Raw genomic sequence first — 16,366 nt, 5'->3', positions numbered from 1 at the left:
CATCCGTCTGGTTTCAGGCTGTGATGGGTCGGCTGGTCGATACTCTCTTGTTTCCCCGGCACAGCCGTGTTGTCGGCTGTCGCGCGGAAACATTTGATTCCTGCGTGTGAGTGACGCGTCAAGGTCCAGCGGTGAAGCTGGAGTGTGTCGAAGATTGCGGTTTGCGTTACCATCGACGCCTTTTTGGGCGCCGGTGTGGCGCTTCGGCAGTCCGGGAGCACACCTGTAGGGCTCATCGTCGTCCGACCGCCTGCGCTTCTTGCGGCAGGGGCGTCGACGCAACCGGAACAAACCGAGCGGCAAGTATATTTCAGGATGACGATACAAGGCAAAGCGATTGCGGTACGGCACGAGCGGATCGACGAGGCCGCGGCTGGCCAGCGCATCGACAATTTCCTGATGCGGCTCGCCAAGGGGGTGCCCAAGAGTCATATCTACCGCATCCTGCGCGGCGGCGAAGTGCGGGTGAACGGCCGTCGGGTGCAGCAGACCTACCGCCTGGTCGAAGGCGACGAGGTGCGCATCCCGCCGATCCGGGTCGCCCAGCCCACCGCCAGCGCCCCGGCGCCGGCCGGCAAGCCGCTGCCGGTGGCGTGGGAGGACGACGCGCTGGTGGTGGTGGACAAGCCCGCGGGCAAGGCGGTGCATGGCGGCAGCGGGGTGAGCTACGGGGTCATCGAACAGCTGCGCAGCCAGCGCCCGGAGGCGCGCATGCTGGAGCTCGCCCACCGCCTCGACCGCGAGACCTCCGGCCTGCTGATCATCGCCAAGAAGCGCTCCGCGCTCACCGCGCTGCACGACATGATGCGCGAAGGGCGCATGGAGAAGCGCTATCTAACCCTGGTGCCGGGGCGCTGGAACAACCCGCTGCAGCACATCAAGGTGCCGCTGTTCAAGTATCTGACGCCCGATGGCGAACGACGGGTGCGGGTGAGCGAGGAAGGCAAGCCTTCGCACTCGATCGTACGCCTGCTGCGGCGCTGGGCGCGCTTCAGTCTGCTCGAGGTGGAACTGAAGACCGGGCGCACACATCAGATCAGGGTGCATCTGGCGCACCTCGGCTTTCCCCTTTGCGGCGACGACAAGTACGGCGACTTCGCGCTCAACAAGAAGCTGGAAGGCGAGGGCCTGAAACGCATGTTCCTGCATGCGGCCAGCCTGCGCTTCCGTCATCCGCTCAGCGGCGAGGAGCTGGAACTGAGCTCGCCGCTGCCGGACGACCTGCAAGCCTTCATCGATCACCTGGATGCCGAGGACGCCCCGGAAAATGGCTGAACGTTTCGAACTCATCGTTTTCGACTGGGACGGCACGCTGCTCGACTCGGCGGCGGCCATCGTTTCGTCCATCTTGGCCGCCTGCCGGGATCTCGGCCTGCCCGAGCCGCCGGAGTCGCGTGCCCGGCACGTCATCGGCCTGGGGCTGGGCGACGCGCTGCGCCACGCGGTGCCGGAACTGCCGGAGAGCGACTATCCGCGCATGGTGGAGCGTTATCGCCATCATTACCTGTCGCGCGACCACGAACTCACCCTGTTCCCCGGTGCTTTCGAGATGATCGAATCCCTAGCCGGGCGCGGGCGCATGCTCGCGGTGGCGACCGGCAAGAGCCGGATCGGGCTTAATCGGGCGCTCGAGCATTCCAGGCTCGGTCCTTACTTTCATGCCACCCGCTGCGCCGACGAGTGCTTTTCCAAGCCGCATCCGGCGATGCTCGAGCAGTTGATGGACGAACTCGGGGTGGTGCCGGAGCGCGCGCTGATGGTGGGCGACACCACTCACGACCTGCAGATGGCGAAGAACGCCGGGGTGGCCGGGCTGGCGGTGAGCTTCGGCGCGCATCCGCGCGAGGTGCTGGAGGCCGAGCGCCCCCTGGCCTGTGTGCACACCCCGCAGGCGCTGTCCTCATGGCTGCACGAGAACGCCTGATCTGTGCGTCCGCCGATCTGCTGGATGGCGGCGACGGGGTGCGTTTCGAAGTGCTGCGCCACGGCGAGCGGCAGGCGGCCTTTGCGGTGCGTTATTTCGGCAAGGTGTACGCCTATCTCAACCGTTGTGCCCATGTGCCGATCGAACTCGACTGGCAACCCGGGCGCTTCTTCGATCTGACCGGGCACTACCTGATCTGCTCGTCGCACGGCGCGCACTACGACGTGCGCGGCGGGCGTTGCGAAATGGGGCCGTGCAAGGGCGCGCGCCTGCAGGCGGTGGAGGTCTTCGAGCGCGACGGATCGGTGTTCGTGTGCGAGCATGAGGACGGCGCGAACGGACGGCCCGAGGTTTGCATGTAGGAGCGGCCTTGGCCGCGATACGGCCTGTGGCAGGGCGAACGTTGCATCGCGGGCAAGGCCCTTCCTACGCCCGTCCGGCCGTTATCGCCGGGCGGACGCGGACTGGCCCGCGATCAGGTGAGGATCAGGAACAGCGCGGGCCGGCGTGTCAGGTCGGGGCGCGGTGCCTTGCGCCATTGCGCGACGGTCTGGCTGCAGATCCATTCGTCCGCGGTGGTCAGATCGCGCGCCACGCACAGCCGGGTCTCCGGGCGGCACACCCGCAGCAGGGCGTCGAGCATGCGCTCGTTGCGATACGGTGTCTCGATGAAGATCTGCGTGCGCTGTGCGCGCCGCGACTCGTCCTCCAGGGCGCGCAGGCGGTTGTCGCGCTCGGCATCATTGACCGGCAGGTAGCCGTGGAAGGCGAAGCTCTGGCCGTTGAGGCCCGAGGCCATCAGCGCGAGCAGGATGGACGAGGGGCCGACCAGGGGCACGACCCGCAGGCCGAGCGCGTGCGCACGCGCCACCAGGCGGGCGCCGGGGTCGGCCACCGCCGGGCAGCCGGCTTCCGACATCAGGCCGATGTCGTGGCCGGCCAGCGCCGGGGCGAGCAGGGCGTCGAGCGCCGCGGGCGTGTCCTCGCGCGGCAGTTCGTGGATCTCGGTGTCGCGCAGCGCACCGGGGAAGTCCAGCAACTTCAATTGCGCGCGCGCGGTCTTGGCGTTCTCGACCACGAAGTGGGCAAGCCCGGCGGCGGTGTGCTGGACCTGCTGCGGCAGGAAGTGCTGCCAGGGCACCGGGCCGAGGCTGACCGGAATGAGGTACAGCGTGCCGCGAGGCGTGCTCATGGCAGTTCGACGCCTTCCGTGCGCAGCATGCGGGAGAGTGCGATCAGCGGCAGGCCGATCAGTGCGGTGGGGTCGTCGCCGGACAGGGCCTCGAGCAAGGTGATGCCCAGTCCTTCGGACTTGGCGCTACCGGCGCAGTCGAGCGGGCGTTCCTTCTCGACGTAGCGGACGATCTCGGCGTCGGACAGGTCGCGAAAGCGCACTACGGTGGGAACGCCTTCGCACTGCACGCGTCCGCTGGCGGTATTGAGCACCGCCAGCGCGGTGTGGAACACCACGGTCTGGCCGCGCATGCGCTGCAGCTGAGCGATGGCGCGCTCGACCGTGCCCGGTTTGCCGAACACCTCGTCGCCGAGGTGGGCGACCTGGTCGCTGCCGATGATCAATGCGTCCGGATGGGCGGCGGCGACCGCGCGCGCCTTCTCGACGGCCAGGCGTTCGGCGGTCTGCGGCGGCGCTTCGCCGGGCAGCGGCGCCTCATCCACGTCCGGGCGGGCGGTTTCGAAAGGGGTGCCGAAGCGTTCGAGCAGCATCCGGCGGTAGGCCGAGGTGGAGGCGAGGACGAGTTTCATCTGGGGATTGGACGGCAGGAAAACCTTTGCGACCGGCATGGTGGCAAGGTGAGCGCCTGCTTTGACAGGGGAAGCCGAAAATAATATCATGCGCCTCTTATGTCGCAACAAGGCGCCAAACCGGTCGTGCTGGCCGATCCATTCAAGTTCGCGCGGGATGCGCGCGTGCTGCGTGGCGAGGTGGCGGTGGCCGGTATGGGGCGGCTCGTCGATCAGCTGTTCGACGAGTCCGGTGCAGTGGCCTGGGAGTTGGTCGGCGAGGTGGGCGAGGATCGCAAGCCGCGTCTGCTGCTGACGGCTTCCGGTACGTTGAAGCTGCGCTGCCAGCGCTGTCTCGACGGAATGGAATGGCCGCTGGCGCTGGCTTCCCGCTTGCTGATCGTGCCGGTGGGTCAGGAGATTCCCGACGACGAGCTGGAAGACGACGAGCAGGATGCGGTCGAGGCAGGTGCGGACTTCGATGTCCTGGCCCTGGTCGAGGACGAGATCCTGCTGGCCTTGCCGATTGCGCCGCGACACGATGATTGTGAGGTTCCGCGCCCTGAGGGCGGGGGCGAAAAGAAATCGCCTTTTGCGGTGCTCGCCGGATTGAAGGCCGGTTCGGGCCCGCGGTAGGCGCGAGATATTGTTTAGGAGCAATTCATGGCCGTTCAGCAAAACAAGAAGTCCCCGTCCAAGCGTGGCATGCATCGTGCGCACGACTTCCTGACCACCCCGCCGCTGGCTGTCGAAGCCACCACCGGCGAAGTGCATCTGCGTCACCACATCAGCCCGAACGGTTTCTACCGCGGCAAGAAGGTCGTCAAGGTCAAGGGCGAATAAACGCCCGTCCTCACGAACAAGGCGGCGCAGCGCCTCGGGCGCATGCGCCGTTTTTTCGTCCTGAATTTTCAGTTTGATTCCACGCGAGAAGCCGATGGGTGTCACCGTTGCAATCGACTGCATGGGTGGCGATCACGGTCCTGACGTGACCGTGCCGGCCGCGCTGGCCTTCCTGCGTAGCCATCCCGATGCCCGTGTCGTGCTCGTCGGCCAGCCCGACGCGCTCGGCCCGGCCTTGGGCGATGCCGCCACCTCCTTTGGCGAGCGCCTGCGCGTTCATCCTGCCTCCCAGGTGGTGGGCATGGACGAAGCGCCGCAGACCGCCATGAAGAACAAGAAAGACTCGTCGATGCGGGTCGCCATCAATCTGGTCAAGCAAGGCGAGGCCCAGGCGGCCGTGTCCGCCGGCAATACCGGCGCGCTGATGGCGATTTCGCGCTTCGTGCTGAAGACGCTGCCGGGCATCGACCGGCCGGCGATCGCCACCGTGCTGCCCTCCATGAAGGGCCAGATCTACGTGCTCGACCTGGGCGCCAACGTCGATTGCAGTGCCGAGCACCTGCTGCAGTTCGGCATCATGGGCTCGCAGCTCGTGTCGGCGGTAGAGCATGTCGAGCGTCCGCGCGTCGGCCTGCTGAACATCGGCGAGGAAGAGATCAAGGGCAACGAGGTCGTCAAGCAGGCTTCTGCGCTGCTGCGCGACAGCGGGCTCAACTTCTGCGGCAACGTCGAGGACATCTACAGGGGCTCGGCCGATGTGGTGGTGTGCGACGGTTTCGTCGGCAACGTTGCGCTGAAGACTTCGGAAGGTCTGGCGCAGATGCTCACCGCCTTCCTCAAGCAGGAGTTCGGCCGCAACCTGCTGACCAAGCTGATGGCGCTGGTGGCCCTGCCGGCGCTCAAGGCCTTCAAGCGCCGGGTCGATCACCGCAGCTACAACGGCGCCACGCTGCTGGGTCTGCGCGGCGTCGTGGTCAAGAGTCACGGATCGGCGGATGCCTACGGCTTCGAGCAGGCGATCCACCGCGCGGCCGAAGCGGCCGCCAACCAGTTGATCGAACGCATCGGCGGACGCATGGCGGCGATGAGCCACGGGGAAACAGCATGATCTACGCACGCATTGCCGGCACCGGCAGCTATCTGCCCGGCGAACCGGTCACCAACAACGACCTGGTCGCACGCGGGGTGGATACCTCGGACGAATGGATCGTCGAGCGCACCGGCATCCGCAGTCGCCACCTGGCGCCGGCCGAGGTCGGTTCCAGCGAGCTGGCGCGCATCGCCTGCGAGCGCGCGATCGAGGCGGCCGGCTGCAATGCGGACGACATCGATCTGATCATCGTCGCCACCTCGACGCCGGACTACATCTTCCCGAGCACCGCGGCGCTGCTGCAGTCCAAGCTGGGCATCCGCAACGGCGGGGCGGCCTTCGACGTGCAGGCGGTGTGCAGTGGTTTCGTCTATGCGCTCACCGTGGCCGAGAAGTTCATCCGTTCCGGTAGCCACAAGCGCGCGCTGGTGGTTGGCGCGGAAGTGTTCTCGCGCATCCTCGACTGGTCCGATCGCGGCACCTGCGTGCTGTTCGGTGATGGCGCCGGCGCGGTAGTGCTCGAAGCCAGCGAGGCGCCGGGCATCCGCGCCAGTGCGCTGCATGCGGACGGCAGCCACCACCCCATCCTGTGCGTGCCCGGCGGCGTGGCCTCCGGCCAGGTGATCGGTGACCCCTTCCTGCGCATGGACGGCCAGTCGGTATTCAAGTTTGCGGTCAAGGTGCTGGGCGACGTCGCGCTCGAAGTGCTGGAGCAGGCCGGCGCGCTGCCCGCCCAGGTGGACTGGCTGATCCCGCATCAGGCCAACATCCGCATCCTGCAGGCCACCGCCAAGCGTCTGGGCATGTCTATGGACCGGGTGATCACCACGGTTGACCGCCACGGCAACACCTCGGCCGCCTCGATTCCGCTCGCGCTCGACCTCGCGGTGCGCGACGGGCGTATCCGCCCGGGTCATCGGGTGATCCTCGAAGGCGTGGGTGGCGGCTTCACCTGGGGCGCGGCCCTGCTCGATTTCTGATTGATCCTTTGTGAATGACGCCGCGGCGCTGCGCCGTGGCGAAACGTGGGAGGCAAGATGAGCTTTGCGCTGGTTTTCCCGGGACAGGGTTCCCAGTCGGTCGGCATGATGGCCGGCTACGGCGAAAGCGCGGTGATCCGCGCCACCTTTGCCGAGGCCTCCGAGGCCCTGGGCGAAGATCTCTGGCAGATGGTGTGCGATGGCCCGGCCGAGCGCCTGGCGCTCACTGTTAACACCCAGCCGCTGATGCTGACCGCCGGCGTGGCCGCCTGGCGCGCCTGGCAGGCCGCGGGCGGTCCGCTGCCCGCGATGGTGGCCGGCCACAGCCTGGGCGAATATTCCGCGCTGGTCGCTGCCGGTGCGCTGGCCTTTGCCGATGCGGTGCCGCTGGTGCGTTTCCGCGCCCAGGCCATGCAGGAGGCGGTGCCGGCCGGCGAGGGCGCGATGGCTGCACTGCTCGGCCTGGAGGCCGATGCGGTGCGCGAGGCCTGCGCCGAAGCTGCGCAAGGTGAAGTGGTCGAAGCGGCCAACCTGAACGCGCCGGGCCAGATCGTCATCGCCGGCGCCAAGGCGGCGGTCGAGCGTGCGGTCGAACTGGCCAAGGCCAAGGGCGCCAAGCGCGCGGTGTTGCTGCCGGTGTCCGCGCCTTTCCATTGCGCGCTGATGAAGCCCGCCGCCGAGCGCCTGGCCGAGCGCCTGGCCGGGGTGGCCATCGCCAAGCCGCAGATCGCCGTGCTGAACAACGTCGACGTGGCCGTCTATGACGAGCCCGAGAAGATCCGCGACGCGCTGGTGCGCCAGGCCTTCTCGCCGGTGCGCTGGATCGAGACCGTGCAGGAGATGGGGCGGCGCGGCATGAGCCATGTCATCGAGTGCGGCCCGGGCAAGGTGCTGGCCGGCATGAGCAAGCGCATCGCCAAGGAAGTGGAAGGCGGTTCGGCACACGACGCCGCCAGTCTGGAACAGGCCATCGCGGCCGTGAAGGGGCAAGCACAATGAGCAATGTGTTCAGCATGGAAGGGCAGGTTACCCTGGTTACCGGCGCATCGCGCGGCATCGGCCGCGCCGTGCTGATGGAACTCGGCCGCCTGGGCGCCACGGTGGTCGGCACCGCCACCTCGGAAGGTGGCGCGGCCGACATCGACAAGGCGATCAATGAGGCAGGGCTGAAGGGTGCGGGCATGGTGCTCAACGTCACCGACGCGGCCGCCTGCGAGGCGCTGGTCGGCGAGGTCGAGAAGCGTTTCGGTGCGGTGGCGGTGCTGGTGAACAACGCCGGCATCACCCGCGACAACATCGCCATGCGCATGAAGGACGAAGAGTGGGATGCGGTGCTCGACACCAACCTCAAGGCGGTCTTCCGCATGAGCCGGCTGGTGATGCGCGGCATGATGAAGGCGCGCTACGGGCGCATCGTCAGCATCACCTCGGTGGTGGGAAGTGCGGGCAATCCCGGCCAGGCGAACTATGCTGCAGCGAAGGCCGGCGTGGCCGGCATGAGCCGCGCGCTGGCGCGCGAACTCGGCAGCCGTAACATCACGGTCAACTGTGTGGCGCCCGGCTTCATCGACACCGACATGACCCGCGCGCTGCCGGATGCCGCCCGCGACGCGCTGCTGGGCAACATCGCGCTCGGCCGTCTGGGCAAGCCCGAGGAGATCGCCGCCGCGGTGGCCTTCCTGGCCTCGCCGGCCGCCGCTTACGTTACCGGCACGACCCTGCATGTCAACGGCGGCATGTACATGTCGTAATCGTACGCCGCGATAGCGGTTCCGGCGCTTTTTGGTAGAATACGCCGGCTTTTTTTCTTATACACCTGCATCTTTCAGGGAAGGAGTTTGTTCATGGAGAACATCGAACAGCGCGTCAAGAAGATCGTCGCTGAGCAACTTGGCGTGAACGAATCGGAGATCAAGAACGAGTCTTCGTTCGTGGACGATCTGGGCGCGGATTCGCTGGACACCGTGGAACTGGTCATGGCGCTGGAAGAAGAGTTCGAGTGCGAGATTCCGGACGAGGAAGCCGAGAAGATCACCAACGTTCAGCAGGCGATCGACTACGTCAACGCCCATCTGAAGAAGTAAAGCCTCATCGCGGCTCACCAGCCGCCAGCCGTCCGGGCCCCGCAGCTGCGGGGCCCGGACTGGTCTTGAAACGTTCCATTGATACGTTCCGAATTCTCCGCATTGTTTGCTTACGGAGCTGCCTGTGTCGCGTCGTAGAGTCGTCGTAACCGGCCTGGGAGTGATCTCGCCGGTCGGCAATACCGTTCCCGAAGCCTGGGACAACCTGATCGCCGGCAAGAGCGGCATCGGTCCCATCACCCGTTTCGATGCCAGCGCCTTCGCCGCGCGCATCGCCGGCGAAGTGAAGGGCTTTGACGTTTCGGAGTACCTGTCGCCCAAGGAAGCGCGTCGCATGGACGTGTTCATCCACTACGGTATGGCGGCGGGCATCCAGGCGATCCGCGATTCGGGGATCGAGGTCACCGAGGCCAACGCCGAGCGCATCGGCGTGAATATCGGCTCGGGCATCGGCGGCCTGCCGATGATCGAAGAAACCCACGACGACTATCTTGCCGGCGGTCCGCGCAAGATCTCGCCCTTCTTCATTCCCGGCACCATCATCAACATGATCTCCGGCAACCTGTCGATCATGTTCAGCATGAAGGGGCCCAACCTCGCGGTGGTCACCGCGTGCACCACCGGCCTGCACGCCATTGGCTCCAGCGCGCGCATGATCGAATACGGCGACGCCGACGTGATGGTGTGCGGCGGTGCCGAATCCACCGTCACCAACCTGGCCATCGGCGGCTTCTCGTCGGCCAAGGCGCTGTCCACCCGCAACGACGACCCGGCAACCGCCAGCCGTCCGTGGGACAAGGACCGCGACGGCTTCGTGCTCGGCGAAGGCGCTGGCGTGATGGTGCTCGAAGAGTACGAACATGCGGTCAAGCGTGGCGCGAAGATCTACGCCGAGATTGCCGGCTTCGGCATGAGCGGCGACGCCTTCCACATGACCGCGCCGGACACCGACGGTCCGCGCCGCAGCATGGCCAACGCCATGAAGAATGCCGGCGTGAATCCGGACGAGGTGCAGTACCTGAACGCCCACGGCACCTCGACGCCGCTCGGCGACAAGAACGAGACCGAGGCGATCAAGCTGGCCTTCGGCGTGGATAACGCCAAGAAGCTGGTGGTGAACTCCACCAAGTCGATGACCGGTCACCTGCTGGGTGGTGCCGGCGGACTGGAGTCGGTGTTCACCGCGCTGGCGGTGCATCACCAGATTTCGCCGCCGACGATCAACATCTTCGAGCAGGACCCGGAGTGCGATCTGGACTACTGCGCCAACGTCGCCCGCCCGATGCAGATCGATGTTGCGCTGAAGAACAACTTCGGTTTCGGCGGCACCAACGGCACGCTGGTGTTCCGCCGGGTGAAGTAAGTCCGCCAGCCTGAAGCGGGTGCCGCGCGCGATGCGTTACCCGCTCAGGCTGACTCTGCGGCCTTCGGTCCGCATACAGACGCTGATGTTCGCGATGCATGGCATCGCGGCATCGGCGTTGTTGTTTTCCGCGCTGCCTCTTGTGCTCTCGGCCGCGATGGTCGCGGCGGTGCTTGTCTCGCTATGGCTCGTGCTGCGGCGGCAGGCTGCCGGTTCGCTGTTGCTAGGTGATGACGGGTGGTTCGAGCTTGGCGAGGACGGCAGGCTGCGCGTGCTTGCATCCACGACCGATTTCGGTTGGGCCATCTGGCTGCACTGGGTAAGCGATGAGGGACGGCGTGGCGCCCTGATGCTGGCGCCCGATTCGCTGCCGGCCGGAGGCTGGCGCCGCCTGCGCATCTGGCTGCGGCACAAGGCCGGAGCATCGTCCGGTCACGGCATGTAGGAGCGGGCTTGCCCGCGATGCGGTGCATGGGAGAATCAACCGCTCTATCGCGGGCAAGCCCGCTCCTACAGGGGGCGGCCTACGGACGGAGGATGGTGTCCCGCGCCTTCGGCAGCAGGTCGGGATAGTCCCGCGAGTGATGCAGGCCGCGGCTTTCCTTGCGGCGCAGGGCGCAGCGCACGATCAGGTCGGCGGTGACCACCAGGTTGCGCAGTTCGATCAGGTCGTTGCTGACGCGGAAGTTCGAGTAGAACTCGTGGATCTCGCGCTCCAGCAGGCGGATGCGGTGACGTGCGCGGCGCAGGCGCTTGTTGGTGCGCACGATGCCCACGTAGTCCCACATGGCGCGGCGCAGTTCCGCCCAGTTGTGCGAGATGACCACTTCCTCGTCGGCGTCGGTGACCCGGCTCTCGTCCCAGGCCGGCAGGGCCGGGTGGGGAGTGCGCGGCTTGGCGAGGATGTCCTGTGCGGCGGCCTCGCCGAACACCAGGCACTCCAGCAAGGAGTTGCTGGCCAGGCGGTTGGCGCCGTGCAGGCCGGTGCAGGCCGATTCGCCCACCGCGTAGAGGTTGGGGACATCGGTGCGGGCCGACAGGTCGGTGACGATGCCGCCGCAGGTGTAGTGCGCGGCGGGCACCACCGGGATGGGCTCGCGGGTGATGTCGATGCCCAATTCCAGGCAGCGCGCGTGGATGTTGGGGAAGTGGCCGCGCAGCCAGTCGGCAGGCTTGTGACTGATGTCCAGGTAGACGCAGTCGAGGCCGCGTTTCTTCATTTCGAAGTCGATCGCGCGGGCCACCACGTCGCGTGGCGCGAGTTCCGCGCGCTCGTCGTGCTCGGGCATGAAGCGCGTGCCGTCGGGCAGGCGCAGTACGCCGCCTTCGCCGCGCACCGCTTCGGAGATCAGGAAGGACTTGGCCTGGGGGTGGTAAAGGCAGGTCGGGTGGAACTGGATGAATTCCATGTTCGCCACCCGGCAGCCTGCTCGCCAGGCCATGGCGATGCCGTCGCCGGTGGCGACGTCCGGGTTGGTGGTGTACAGGTAAACCTTGCCGGCACCGCCGGTGGCGAGCACGGTGCTGGGCGCGCTGAAGGTGACCACCCGTCCGCTGTTCAGATCCAGCACGTAGGCGCCCAGGCAGCCCTTGCCGGGATGGCCGACCTTGTCGCCCAGCACCAGGTCGACGGCAATGTGATTCTCGAAGATGGTGATGTTCGGGTGGGCCAGAACCTGGTCGGTCAGCGTGGCCTGCACCGCGGCGCCGGTGGCGTCGGCGGCGTGAATGATGCGCCGGTGCGAATGTCCGCCCTCGCGGGTCAGGTGGTAGCCGACGGTGGAGGCGTCCTCACGGGTGAAGGGGACGCCGCGGGCGATCAGCCAGTCGATGGCGGCCTTGCCGTGTTCGACCACGAAGCGCGTGGCGACCGGGTCGCACAGGCCGGCGCCCGCCGTGAAGGTGTCCTGGATATGCGCCTCGATGCTGTCGGTGCTGTCGAGCACTGCGGCAATGCCGCCTTGCGCCCACGCGCTGGCGCTGTCGGCCAGGCTGCGCTTGGTGACCAGCGCGACGCGTTGCTTGCGTTCGGCCAGGCGCAGGGCGAGGGACTGACCGGCAGTGCCGCTGCCGAGAATCAGGGCATCGAATTGTTTGAGCAAGATCGGTTGCTTCCAGGCAGGCTGTGGACCGGCGAAATATAGCACGGACGCGGTGTCTGGCCGATTCAGCGGTCTGCGGCGGACAAAGCCCTTGCGGCGTCTGAACTATTCATGGGGCGTCCTGTCTCTCGGTTAGGCCGCGGTTTTGCCGTGCATGTGGCGGGTCGCTTATACTTCGGCGGTTTGATCCCCAACGTATAACAACGACCTGCTCATGAGCGATCGCGAAATCGATCAGTTGCTTGTCGAACGCGTACAGCGCGGCGACAAGCAAGCCTTCGGCTTGCTGGTGTCAAAGTACCAGCGCAAGCTGCACAGGCTGTTGTCGCGCCTGATCCGCGATCCGGCCGAAGTGGAAGATGTCGCGCAGGAAACCTTCATCAAGGCCTATCGTGCCTTGGGTTCGTTTCGGGGCGATAGTGCGTTTTACACCTGGTTGTATCGCATCGGCATCAATACGGCGAAGAACTTCCTGGTGTCGCAGGGGCGGCGTGCGCCGACCTCTACGGAGTTCGATTCGGAGGAGGCAGAAACCTTCGAGGAAGGCGATCAGTTGCGTGACATCAACACGCCCGAGCGGCTGATGATGACGCGCCAGATCGGCGAGACGGTTGAAGAGGCGATGGCAGCGCTGCCCGAGGAATTGCGCACGGCGATAATGCTGCGCGAGATCGAGGGGCTGAGCTACGAGGAGATCGCCGGCATCATGGATTGTCCCATCGGGACGGTGCGCTCGCGGATCTTCCGTGCGCGCGAGGCGATTGCAGAAAGACTGCGGCCGTTGCTGGATACGGCTCCTGACAAACGTTGGTAGTGGGTGGTACTCATGAAGGACAAATTGTCGACCCTGCTCGACGGCAGCCTGGACGAACATTCGATGGCGGCCATGTTCGATACCCTGAAGCGCGATCCGTCTGCGCGCAGGGATTGGGATACCTGGTGCCTGATCGGCGACGTGCTGCGCGGAGAGCAGGGTGGTTCGCAGGACTTCGTGTCGCGTGTGATGGCCGAGGTCGAACGGGAGCCGGTGGTGTTCGCACCGGCCCGGGCGGCGGCCAGCGGGGCGCGCAGGTCGGTCTGGCAGTCGGTGATGCCGGTGGCCGCATCGCTGATGGGGGTGGCGGCGGTCGGCTGGGTGGCGCATACCATCTCGTCGCAGGACACCGGCGGAGTGGAACTTGCGGCGGTCTCGGCACCGGTGGTCGAGCAGCAGGCCAGCGTGGTGGGTCTGCGGCAGGACGCTCGCGCAACGACGCCCGATCCGCATCGCGAATACGTGTTTGCCCACCAGGCCATGAGCGGCGGACCTCTGCCGGGTGCGGTGCAGTATGTGCGCACCGTGTCGGAACTCCAGCCGGAAGCTGGTCGATGAGGCGTCTGCTTGCTGTGTTCTGCCTCGGTGCGGCAATGGCGATGCCGGTCCGCGCCGAAGCACCCGACGATCCGCTGTCCTGGCTCGGGCGTATCGCCTCCGCGTCCAGGCAACTCAATTATTCCGGCACCTTTATTTACCAGGCCGGACGCCAGTTCGAAACGTCGCGCATCGCCCATCTCGTGGACGCCACCGGCGAGCACGAGCGGCTCGAGGTGCTCGACGGCAGCCCGCGCGAGGTGATCCGCTCCAACAGCGCGGTGCGCTGCGTGCTGCCCGAGCAGAAGGTCGTGATCATCGACGAACCGGGCGGGCGTCGCGCGTTTCCGGCGCGCATCCCGGCGTCCTTTGCCGGACTTGCCGAGAACTACCGCATCCGCAAGGGCGAGACCGCGCGGGTGGCGGGCCATGACAGCCAGTTGATCATCCTCGATCCGCGCGACGACCTGCGCTACGGCCACATGCTCTGGGCGGAACGGAAGTCCGGGCTGTTGCTCAAGGCGCGCATGGTCGACGAGGGTGGCGAGATCATCGAGCAGTTTACCTTCAGCGAAGTTCGGATCGGCGATGTGGACCGCGACTCGCTGTCGCCGCGTTACCGCAAGAACGACGACTGGCGCGTGGTCAATACGCGTGGCAGCGCGGTGACCCAGGACGAGGCCGGGTGGGTGCTCAAGGACGCGCTTCCCGGTTTCTCGCTCGACTCGGTCGTTCGCCGCCCGCTGGGCGAGGGGCGTGGAGAGGTCGTGCATATGCTCTTCAGCGACGGGCTGGCGACCATCTCGGTGTTCATCGAGCCGGTGGAGCCCGGCCAGCCGGTGGGCGAGGAGTCGCCGTTCAAGGCCGGTTCGATCAATATCTACAAGCGGCGTGTGGATGGCCATCTGGTCACCGCACTGGGAGAAGTGCCGTCCCGCGCGGTCCGGCGCATCGGCGACGCGATCGAGGCCGTCGCGCGATGATCGAAGCGCGTGCGGTCGTCGTGCGCCTCGAGGGCGAGCATGCCTGGGTGCAGGTGAGCGAGCAGGCCGGAGGTTGCGGCCGTTGCGACGAGCCCGGCGGTTGCCGCTCGGTAAAGATTTCCAACTTGTTCAAGCCGCCTACCGAAACCTTCCGCCTGCCCAATCCTATCGGTGCCCGGCCGGGAGACAGCGTGCGGGTCTGTATCGACGATGGTGCGCCGCTGCGTGCCGCGCTGGCCAGCTATGCGCTGGGCGCTGTGCTGATGGTCGCCGGCGGGGCTGCAGGCGCGCTGGGCGGTGGCGGTGGTGATGCGGGCGTGCTGGCCGGTGCCCTAGGTGGATTGCTGCTCGCTTGGCTGTCCAATCGCGTACTGCTGCGCAGCAGGCGCTGGCGCAGCAGTCTGAGCATGGCGGTGCTCGGCGCCGCGCCGTCGTGTGGGCACGCAGCGGACGAGGGGCATTGAGCGTGTTCCTTGCCAGGGTTTGCAGCGGTCCGCTGCGGCGGGTGCTCGCGCTCGTGCACACCGCATTGCTGCTTGCCGTGGTGCAGGCCGCGGCGGCCGCCGAACTGCCGGATTTCACCGCACTGGTTGCAGGGCAGGGTGCGGCGGTGGTGAATATCAGCACCACGCAGCAGGTTCGCGAGCGCGGATCCGGTTTTCCCGGGCTCGGGGAAGGCGAGCGGATGTTCGACTTTTTCCGTCGTTTCGTTCCGCCGCATCCGCGCCTGCCGGAGCCGGAATCCGAGCCGGATGACGAGTCGCTCGGCTCCGGCTTCATCATCAGTGCGGACGGCTACATCCTCACCAATGCACACGTGATCGACGGTGCGGACGAGATCCTCGTCCGGCTGGCCGACAAGCGCGAACTGCCCGCGCGGGTCGTCGGCGCGGATGAGCGCAGCGACGTGGCGCTGATCAAGATCGAGGCCCGCGGCCTGCCGCAGGTGGTGCTCGGTGATCCCGGGGCGCTGAAGGTGGGCGAGTGGGTGGTGGCGATCGGCTCGCCCTTCGGCTTCGATCATTCGGTGACCGCCGGCATCGTCAGTGCCAAGGGGCGCTCGCTGCCGGACGAGAATTTCGTGCCCTTCATCCAGACCGACGTGGCGATCAACCCCGGCAATTCCGGTGGTCCGCTGTTCAACCTGCGCGGCGAAGTGGTGGGCATCAATTCGCAGATCTACAGCCGCACCGGCGGCTTCATGGGGGTGTCCTTCGCCATCCCGATCGATGTGGCCATGGATGTGCAGGCGCAGTTGCGCGACGAGGGCCGGGTGAGGCGCGGGCGCATCGGCGTGGCCATCCAGGAAGTATCGCGCGAGCTGGCGGAAGGTTTCGGCCTGGCACGTGCAGAGGGTGCGCTGGTGAGTACGGTGGAGCCGGACGGTCCGGCGGCGCGGGCCGGCGTGGAGCAGGGCGACGTGATCGTTCGTTTCGCGGGCAGGTCGGTGGCGAACTCCACCGACCTGCCGCGCGTCGTCGCCGCCAGCCGGCCGGGAGAACGGGTCGAGCTTGCGGTGATCCGCGGCGGTGCCGAGCGGCACTTGGCGGTCGTGGTCGGCGAGTGGGCGGAGGAAGCCCCGCCGGTGCGGATGTCCGCAAGGAAGGATGAACGGGCCGGAGGCGTTGGACTGGTGCTGGCCGAGCCGACCGCCGCCCAGCGCCGCGAGCGCCGGCTCGAGTACGGACTGGTGGTCGAGCGCGCCCAGGGCGTTGCGGCGCTCGCCGGCATCCGCGCGGGCGATGTGGTCCTGGCGACGGTTCGAGGCGGCAAACACCAGCCCTTGCACAAGCTCGCCGACTTCGAGCGTGCGCAGGCGGAGCTCAAGGATGGCCGCAGCATCACCGTGCTGGTGCTGCGCGGGGAAATCGAAAGCTATCTGAGCCTCAAGACGGGGGAGTGA

20 protein-coding genes are annotated in these 16,366 nt (G+C 66.9%); 17 read left to right on the top strand and 3 right to left on the bottom strand.

Annotated elements, in window-relative coordinates; genetic code table 11:
* Positions 1 to 315: 315 nt before the first annotated feature.
* The 3 genes from IAI53_RS07900 to IAI53_RS07890 are packed head-to-tail and all read left to right on the top strand — an operon-like array spanning position 316 to position 2,286.
* Complete coding sequence (locus tag IAI53_RS07900) at positions 316 to 1,275, top strand: RluA family pseudouridine synthase (RefSeq protein WP_187717560.1); 960 nt, start codon at positions 316 to 318, stop codon at positions 1,273 to 1,275.
* On the top strand, positions 1,268 to 1,924 hold the full coding sequence (locus tag IAI53_RS07895) for an HAD-IA family hydrolase (RefSeq protein WP_187717559.1): 657 nt from the start codon (positions 1,268 to 1,270) through the stop codon (positions 1,922 to 1,924). Before IAI53_RS07900 ends, IAI53_RS07895 begins: the two co-directional genes overlap by 8 nt.
* Positions 1,903 to 2,286: a Rieske (2Fe-2S) protein gene (locus IAI53_RS07890; protein ID WP_187717558.1), complete on the top strand. Its 384-nt coding sequence runs from the start codon at positions 1,903 to 1,905 to the stop codon at positions 2,284 to 2,286. The genes IAI53_RS07895 and IAI53_RS07890 overlap by 22 nt, the downstream gene beginning before the upstream one ends.
* A 113-nt stretch (positions 2,287 to 2,399) precedes the next feature.
* Here the strand turns inward: IAI53_RS07890 and IAI53_RS07885 are convergent, their stop codons facing one another.
* Together IAI53_RS07885 and IAI53_RS07880 are read right to left on the bottom strand one after the other, a co-directional pair.
* Complete coding sequence (locus IAI53_RS07885; RefSeq protein WP_187717557.1) at positions 2,400 to 3,116, bottom strand: SAM-dependent methyltransferase; 717 nt, start codon at positions 3,114 to 3,116, stop codon at positions 2,400 to 2,402.
* A complete protein-coding gene (locus IAI53_RS07880) occupies positions 3,113 to 3,688 on the bottom strand; it encodes a Maf family protein (RefSeq protein WP_187717556.1) in 576 nt (191 codons plus the stop codon). Before IAI53_RS07880 ends, IAI53_RS07885 begins: the two co-directional genes overlap by 4 nt.
* A gap of 99 nt (positions 3,689 to 3,787) precedes the next feature.
* Between IAI53_RS07880 and IAI53_RS07875 the strand changes: the two genes are divergently transcribed.
* The 9 genes from IAI53_RS07875 to IAI53_RS07835 all read left to right on the top strand — a co-directional run bounded on the left by IAI53_RS07875 (position 3,788) and on the right by IAI53_RS07835 (position 10,472).
* Positions 3,788 to 4,303, top strand: a complete 516-nt coding sequence (locus IAI53_RS07875; protein WP_187717555.1) for a YceD family protein — start codon at positions 3,788 to 3,790, stop codon at positions 4,301 to 4,303.
* Positions 4,304 to 4,330: 27 nt separating this feature from the next.
* Positions 4,331 to 4,510 (top strand): 50S ribosomal protein L32, encoded by a 180-nt coding sequence (rpmF, locus tag IAI53_RS07870; protein ID WP_136346567.1) that lies wholly within the window; start codon positions 4,331 to 4,333, stop codon positions 4,508 to 4,510.
* Between the two features lie 94 nt (positions 4,511 to 4,604).
* Positions 4,605 to 5,618: a phosphate acyltransferase PlsX gene (gene plsX / locus IAI53_RS07865; protein ID WP_187717554.1), complete on the top strand. Its 1,014-nt coding sequence runs from the start codon at positions 4,605 to 4,607 to the stop codon at positions 5,616 to 5,618.
* Entirely contained in the window at positions 5,615 to 6,580 is a 966-nt protein-coding gene (locus IAI53_RS07860) for a beta-ketoacyl-ACP synthase III (RefSeq protein WP_187717553.1), read from the top strand. Before plsX ends, IAI53_RS07860 begins: the two co-directional genes overlap by 4 nt.
* A gap of 57 nt (positions 6,581 to 6,637) precedes the next feature.
* Positions 6,638 to 7,579 (top strand): ACP S-malonyltransferase, encoded by a 942-nt coding sequence (fabD, locus tag IAI53_RS07855; RefSeq protein ID WP_187717552.1) that lies wholly within the window; start codon positions 6,638 to 6,640, stop codon positions 7,577 to 7,579.
* On the top strand, positions 7,576 to 8,331 hold the full coding sequence (gene fabG / locus IAI53_RS07850) for a 3-oxoacyl-ACP reductase FabG (RefSeq protein ID WP_187717551.1): 756 nt from the start codon (positions 7,576 to 7,578) through the stop codon (positions 8,329 to 8,331). The genes fabD and fabG overlap by 4 nt, the downstream gene beginning before the upstream one ends.
* A 93-nt stretch (positions 8,332 to 8,424) precedes the next feature.
* Positions 8,425 to 8,664: an acyl carrier protein gene (acpP, locus tag IAI53_RS07845; RefSeq protein WP_102246441.1), complete on the top strand. Its 240-nt coding sequence runs from the start codon at positions 8,425 to 8,427 to the stop codon at positions 8,662 to 8,664.
* A gap of 124 nt (positions 8,665 to 8,788) precedes the next feature.
* Positions 8,789 to 10,027, top strand: a complete 1,239-nt coding sequence (gene fabF / locus IAI53_RS07840; protein WP_187717550.1) for a beta-ketoacyl-ACP synthase II — start codon at positions 8,789 to 8,791, stop codon at positions 10,025 to 10,027.
* Positions 10,028 to 10,058: 31 nt separating this feature from the next.
* Positions 10,059 to 10,472, top strand: coding sequence for a protein YgfX (locus tag IAI53_RS07835; protein ID WP_187717549.1), 414 nt, complete (start codon positions 10,059 to 10,061; stop codon positions 10,470 to 10,472).
* 79 nt (positions 10,473 to 10,551) lie between these two features.
* Here the strand turns inward: IAI53_RS07835 and nadB are convergent, their stop codons facing one another.
* Positions 10,552 to 12,129, bottom strand: coding sequence for an L-aspartate oxidase (gene nadB, locus IAI53_RS07830; RefSeq protein WP_187717548.1), 1,578 nt, complete (start codon positions 12,127 to 12,129; stop codon positions 10,552 to 10,554).
* 214 nt (positions 12,130 to 12,343) lie between these two features.
* Here nadB and rpoE point away from each other — a divergent pair, with 214 nt between their 5' ends.
* From rpoE to IAI53_RS07805, 5 genes are read left to right on the top strand one after another with little or no spacing between them, the layout of a single operon-like run.
* Positions 12,344 to 12,943: an RNA polymerase sigma factor RpoE gene (rpoE, locus tag IAI53_RS07825; RefSeq protein WP_187717547.1), complete on the top strand. Its 600-nt coding sequence runs from the start codon at positions 12,344 to 12,346 to the stop codon at positions 12,941 to 12,943.
* 12 nt (positions 12,944 to 12,955) lie between these two features.
* A complete protein-coding gene (locus tag IAI53_RS07820; RefSeq protein WP_187717546.1) occupies positions 12,956 to 13,501 on the top strand; it encodes a sigma-E factor negative regulatory protein in 546 nt (181 codons plus the stop codon).
* Positions 13,498 to 14,463 carry a MucB/RseB C-terminal domain-containing protein gene (locus IAI53_RS07815; RefSeq protein WP_187717545.1) on the top strand — a complete coding sequence of 322 codons (966 nt, stop codon included), beginning with the start codon at positions 13,498 to 13,500 and terminating at the stop codon, positions 14,461 to 14,463. The genes IAI53_RS07820 and IAI53_RS07815 overlap by 4 nt, the downstream gene beginning before the upstream one ends.
* On the top strand, positions 14,460 to 14,927 hold the full coding sequence (locus IAI53_RS07810; RefSeq protein ID WP_187717544.1) for a SoxR reducing system RseC family protein: 468 nt from the start codon (positions 14,460 to 14,462) through the stop codon (positions 14,925 to 14,927). Before IAI53_RS07815 ends, IAI53_RS07810 begins: the two co-directional genes overlap by 4 nt.
* Complete coding sequence (locus tag IAI53_RS07805) at positions 14,924 to 16,366, top strand: DegQ family serine endoprotease (protein ID WP_432813915.1); 1,443 nt, start codon at positions 14,924 to 14,926, stop codon at positions 16,364 to 16,366. Before IAI53_RS07810 ends, IAI53_RS07805 begins: the two co-directional genes overlap by 4 nt.

The sequence above is a fragment of the Thauera sedimentorum genome, assembly GCF_014489115.1.
In the GTDB taxonomy this organism is placed as follows: domain Bacteria; phylum Pseudomonadota; class Gammaproteobacteria; order Burkholderiales; family Rhodocyclaceae; genus Pseudothauera; species Pseudothauera sedimentorum.
Note: the sequence above shows the minus strand (reverse complement) of the source record. Positions and strands in the feature narration are given on the sequence as shown.

Coding starts and splice junctions, on each gene's coding strand:
- IAI53_RS07860 (WP_187717553.1), top strand. CDS start 5,615: ATGATCTACGCACGCATTGCCGGCACCGGCAGCTATCTGCCCGGCGAA.
- IAI53_RS07895 (WP_187717559.1), top strand. CDS start 1,268: ATGGCTGAACGTTTCGAACTCATCGTTTTCGACTGGGACGGCACGCTG.
- IAI53_RS07875 (WP_187717555.1), top strand. CDS start 3,788: ATGTCGCAACAAGGCGCCAAACCGGTCGTGCTGGCCGATCCATTCAAG.
- IAI53_RS07820 (WP_187717546.1), top strand. CDS start 12,956: ATGAAGGACAAATTGTCGACCCTGCTCGACGGCAGCCTGGACGAACAT.
- rpmF (WP_136346567.1), top strand. CDS start 4,331: ATGGCCGTTCAGCAAAACAAGAAGTCCCCGTCCAAGCGTGGCATGCAT.
- IAI53_RS07880 (WP_187717556.1), bottom strand. CDS start 3,688: ATGAAACTCGTCCTCGCCTCCACCTCGGCCTACCGCCGGATGCTGCTC.
- plsX (WP_187717554.1), top strand. CDS start 4,605: ATGGGTGTCACCGTTGCAATCGACTGCATGGGTGGCGATCACGGTCCT.
- IAI53_RS07815 (WP_187717545.1), top strand. CDS start 13,498: ATGAGGCGTCTGCTTGCTGTGTTCTGCCTCGGTGCGGCAATGGCGATG.
- IAI53_RS07835 (WP_187717549.1), top strand. CDS start 10,059: ATGCGTTACCCGCTCAGGCTGACTCTGCGGCCTTCGGTCCGCATACAG.
- acpP (WP_102246441.1), top strand. CDS start 8,425: ATGGAGAACATCGAACAGCGCGTCAAGAAGATCGTCGCTGAGCAACTT.
- IAI53_RS07810 (WP_187717544.1), top strand. CDS start 14,460: ATGATCGAAGCGCGTGCGGTCGTCGTGCGCCTCGAGGGCGAGCATGCC.
- IAI53_RS07890 (WP_187717558.1), top strand. CDS start 1,903: ATGGCTGCACGAGAACGCCTGATCTGTGCGTCCGCCGATCTGCTGGAT.
- fabG (WP_187717551.1), top strand. CDS start 7,576: ATGAGCAATGTGTTCAGCATGGAAGGGCAGGTTACCCTGGTTACCGGC.
- rpoE (WP_187717547.1), top strand. CDS start 12,344: ATGAGCGATCGCGAAATCGATCAGTTGCTTGTCGAACGCGTACAGCGC.
- fabD (WP_187717552.1), top strand. CDS start 6,638: ATGAGCTTTGCGCTGGTTTTCCCGGGACAGGGTTCCCAGTCGGTCGGC.
- IAI53_RS07900 (WP_187717560.1), top strand. CDS start 316: ATGACGATACAAGGCAAAGCGATTGCGGTACGGCACGAGCGGATCGAC.
- IAI53_RS07885 (WP_187717557.1), bottom strand. CDS start 3,116: ATGAGCACGCCTCGCGGCACGCTGTACCTCATTCCGGTCAGCCTCGGC.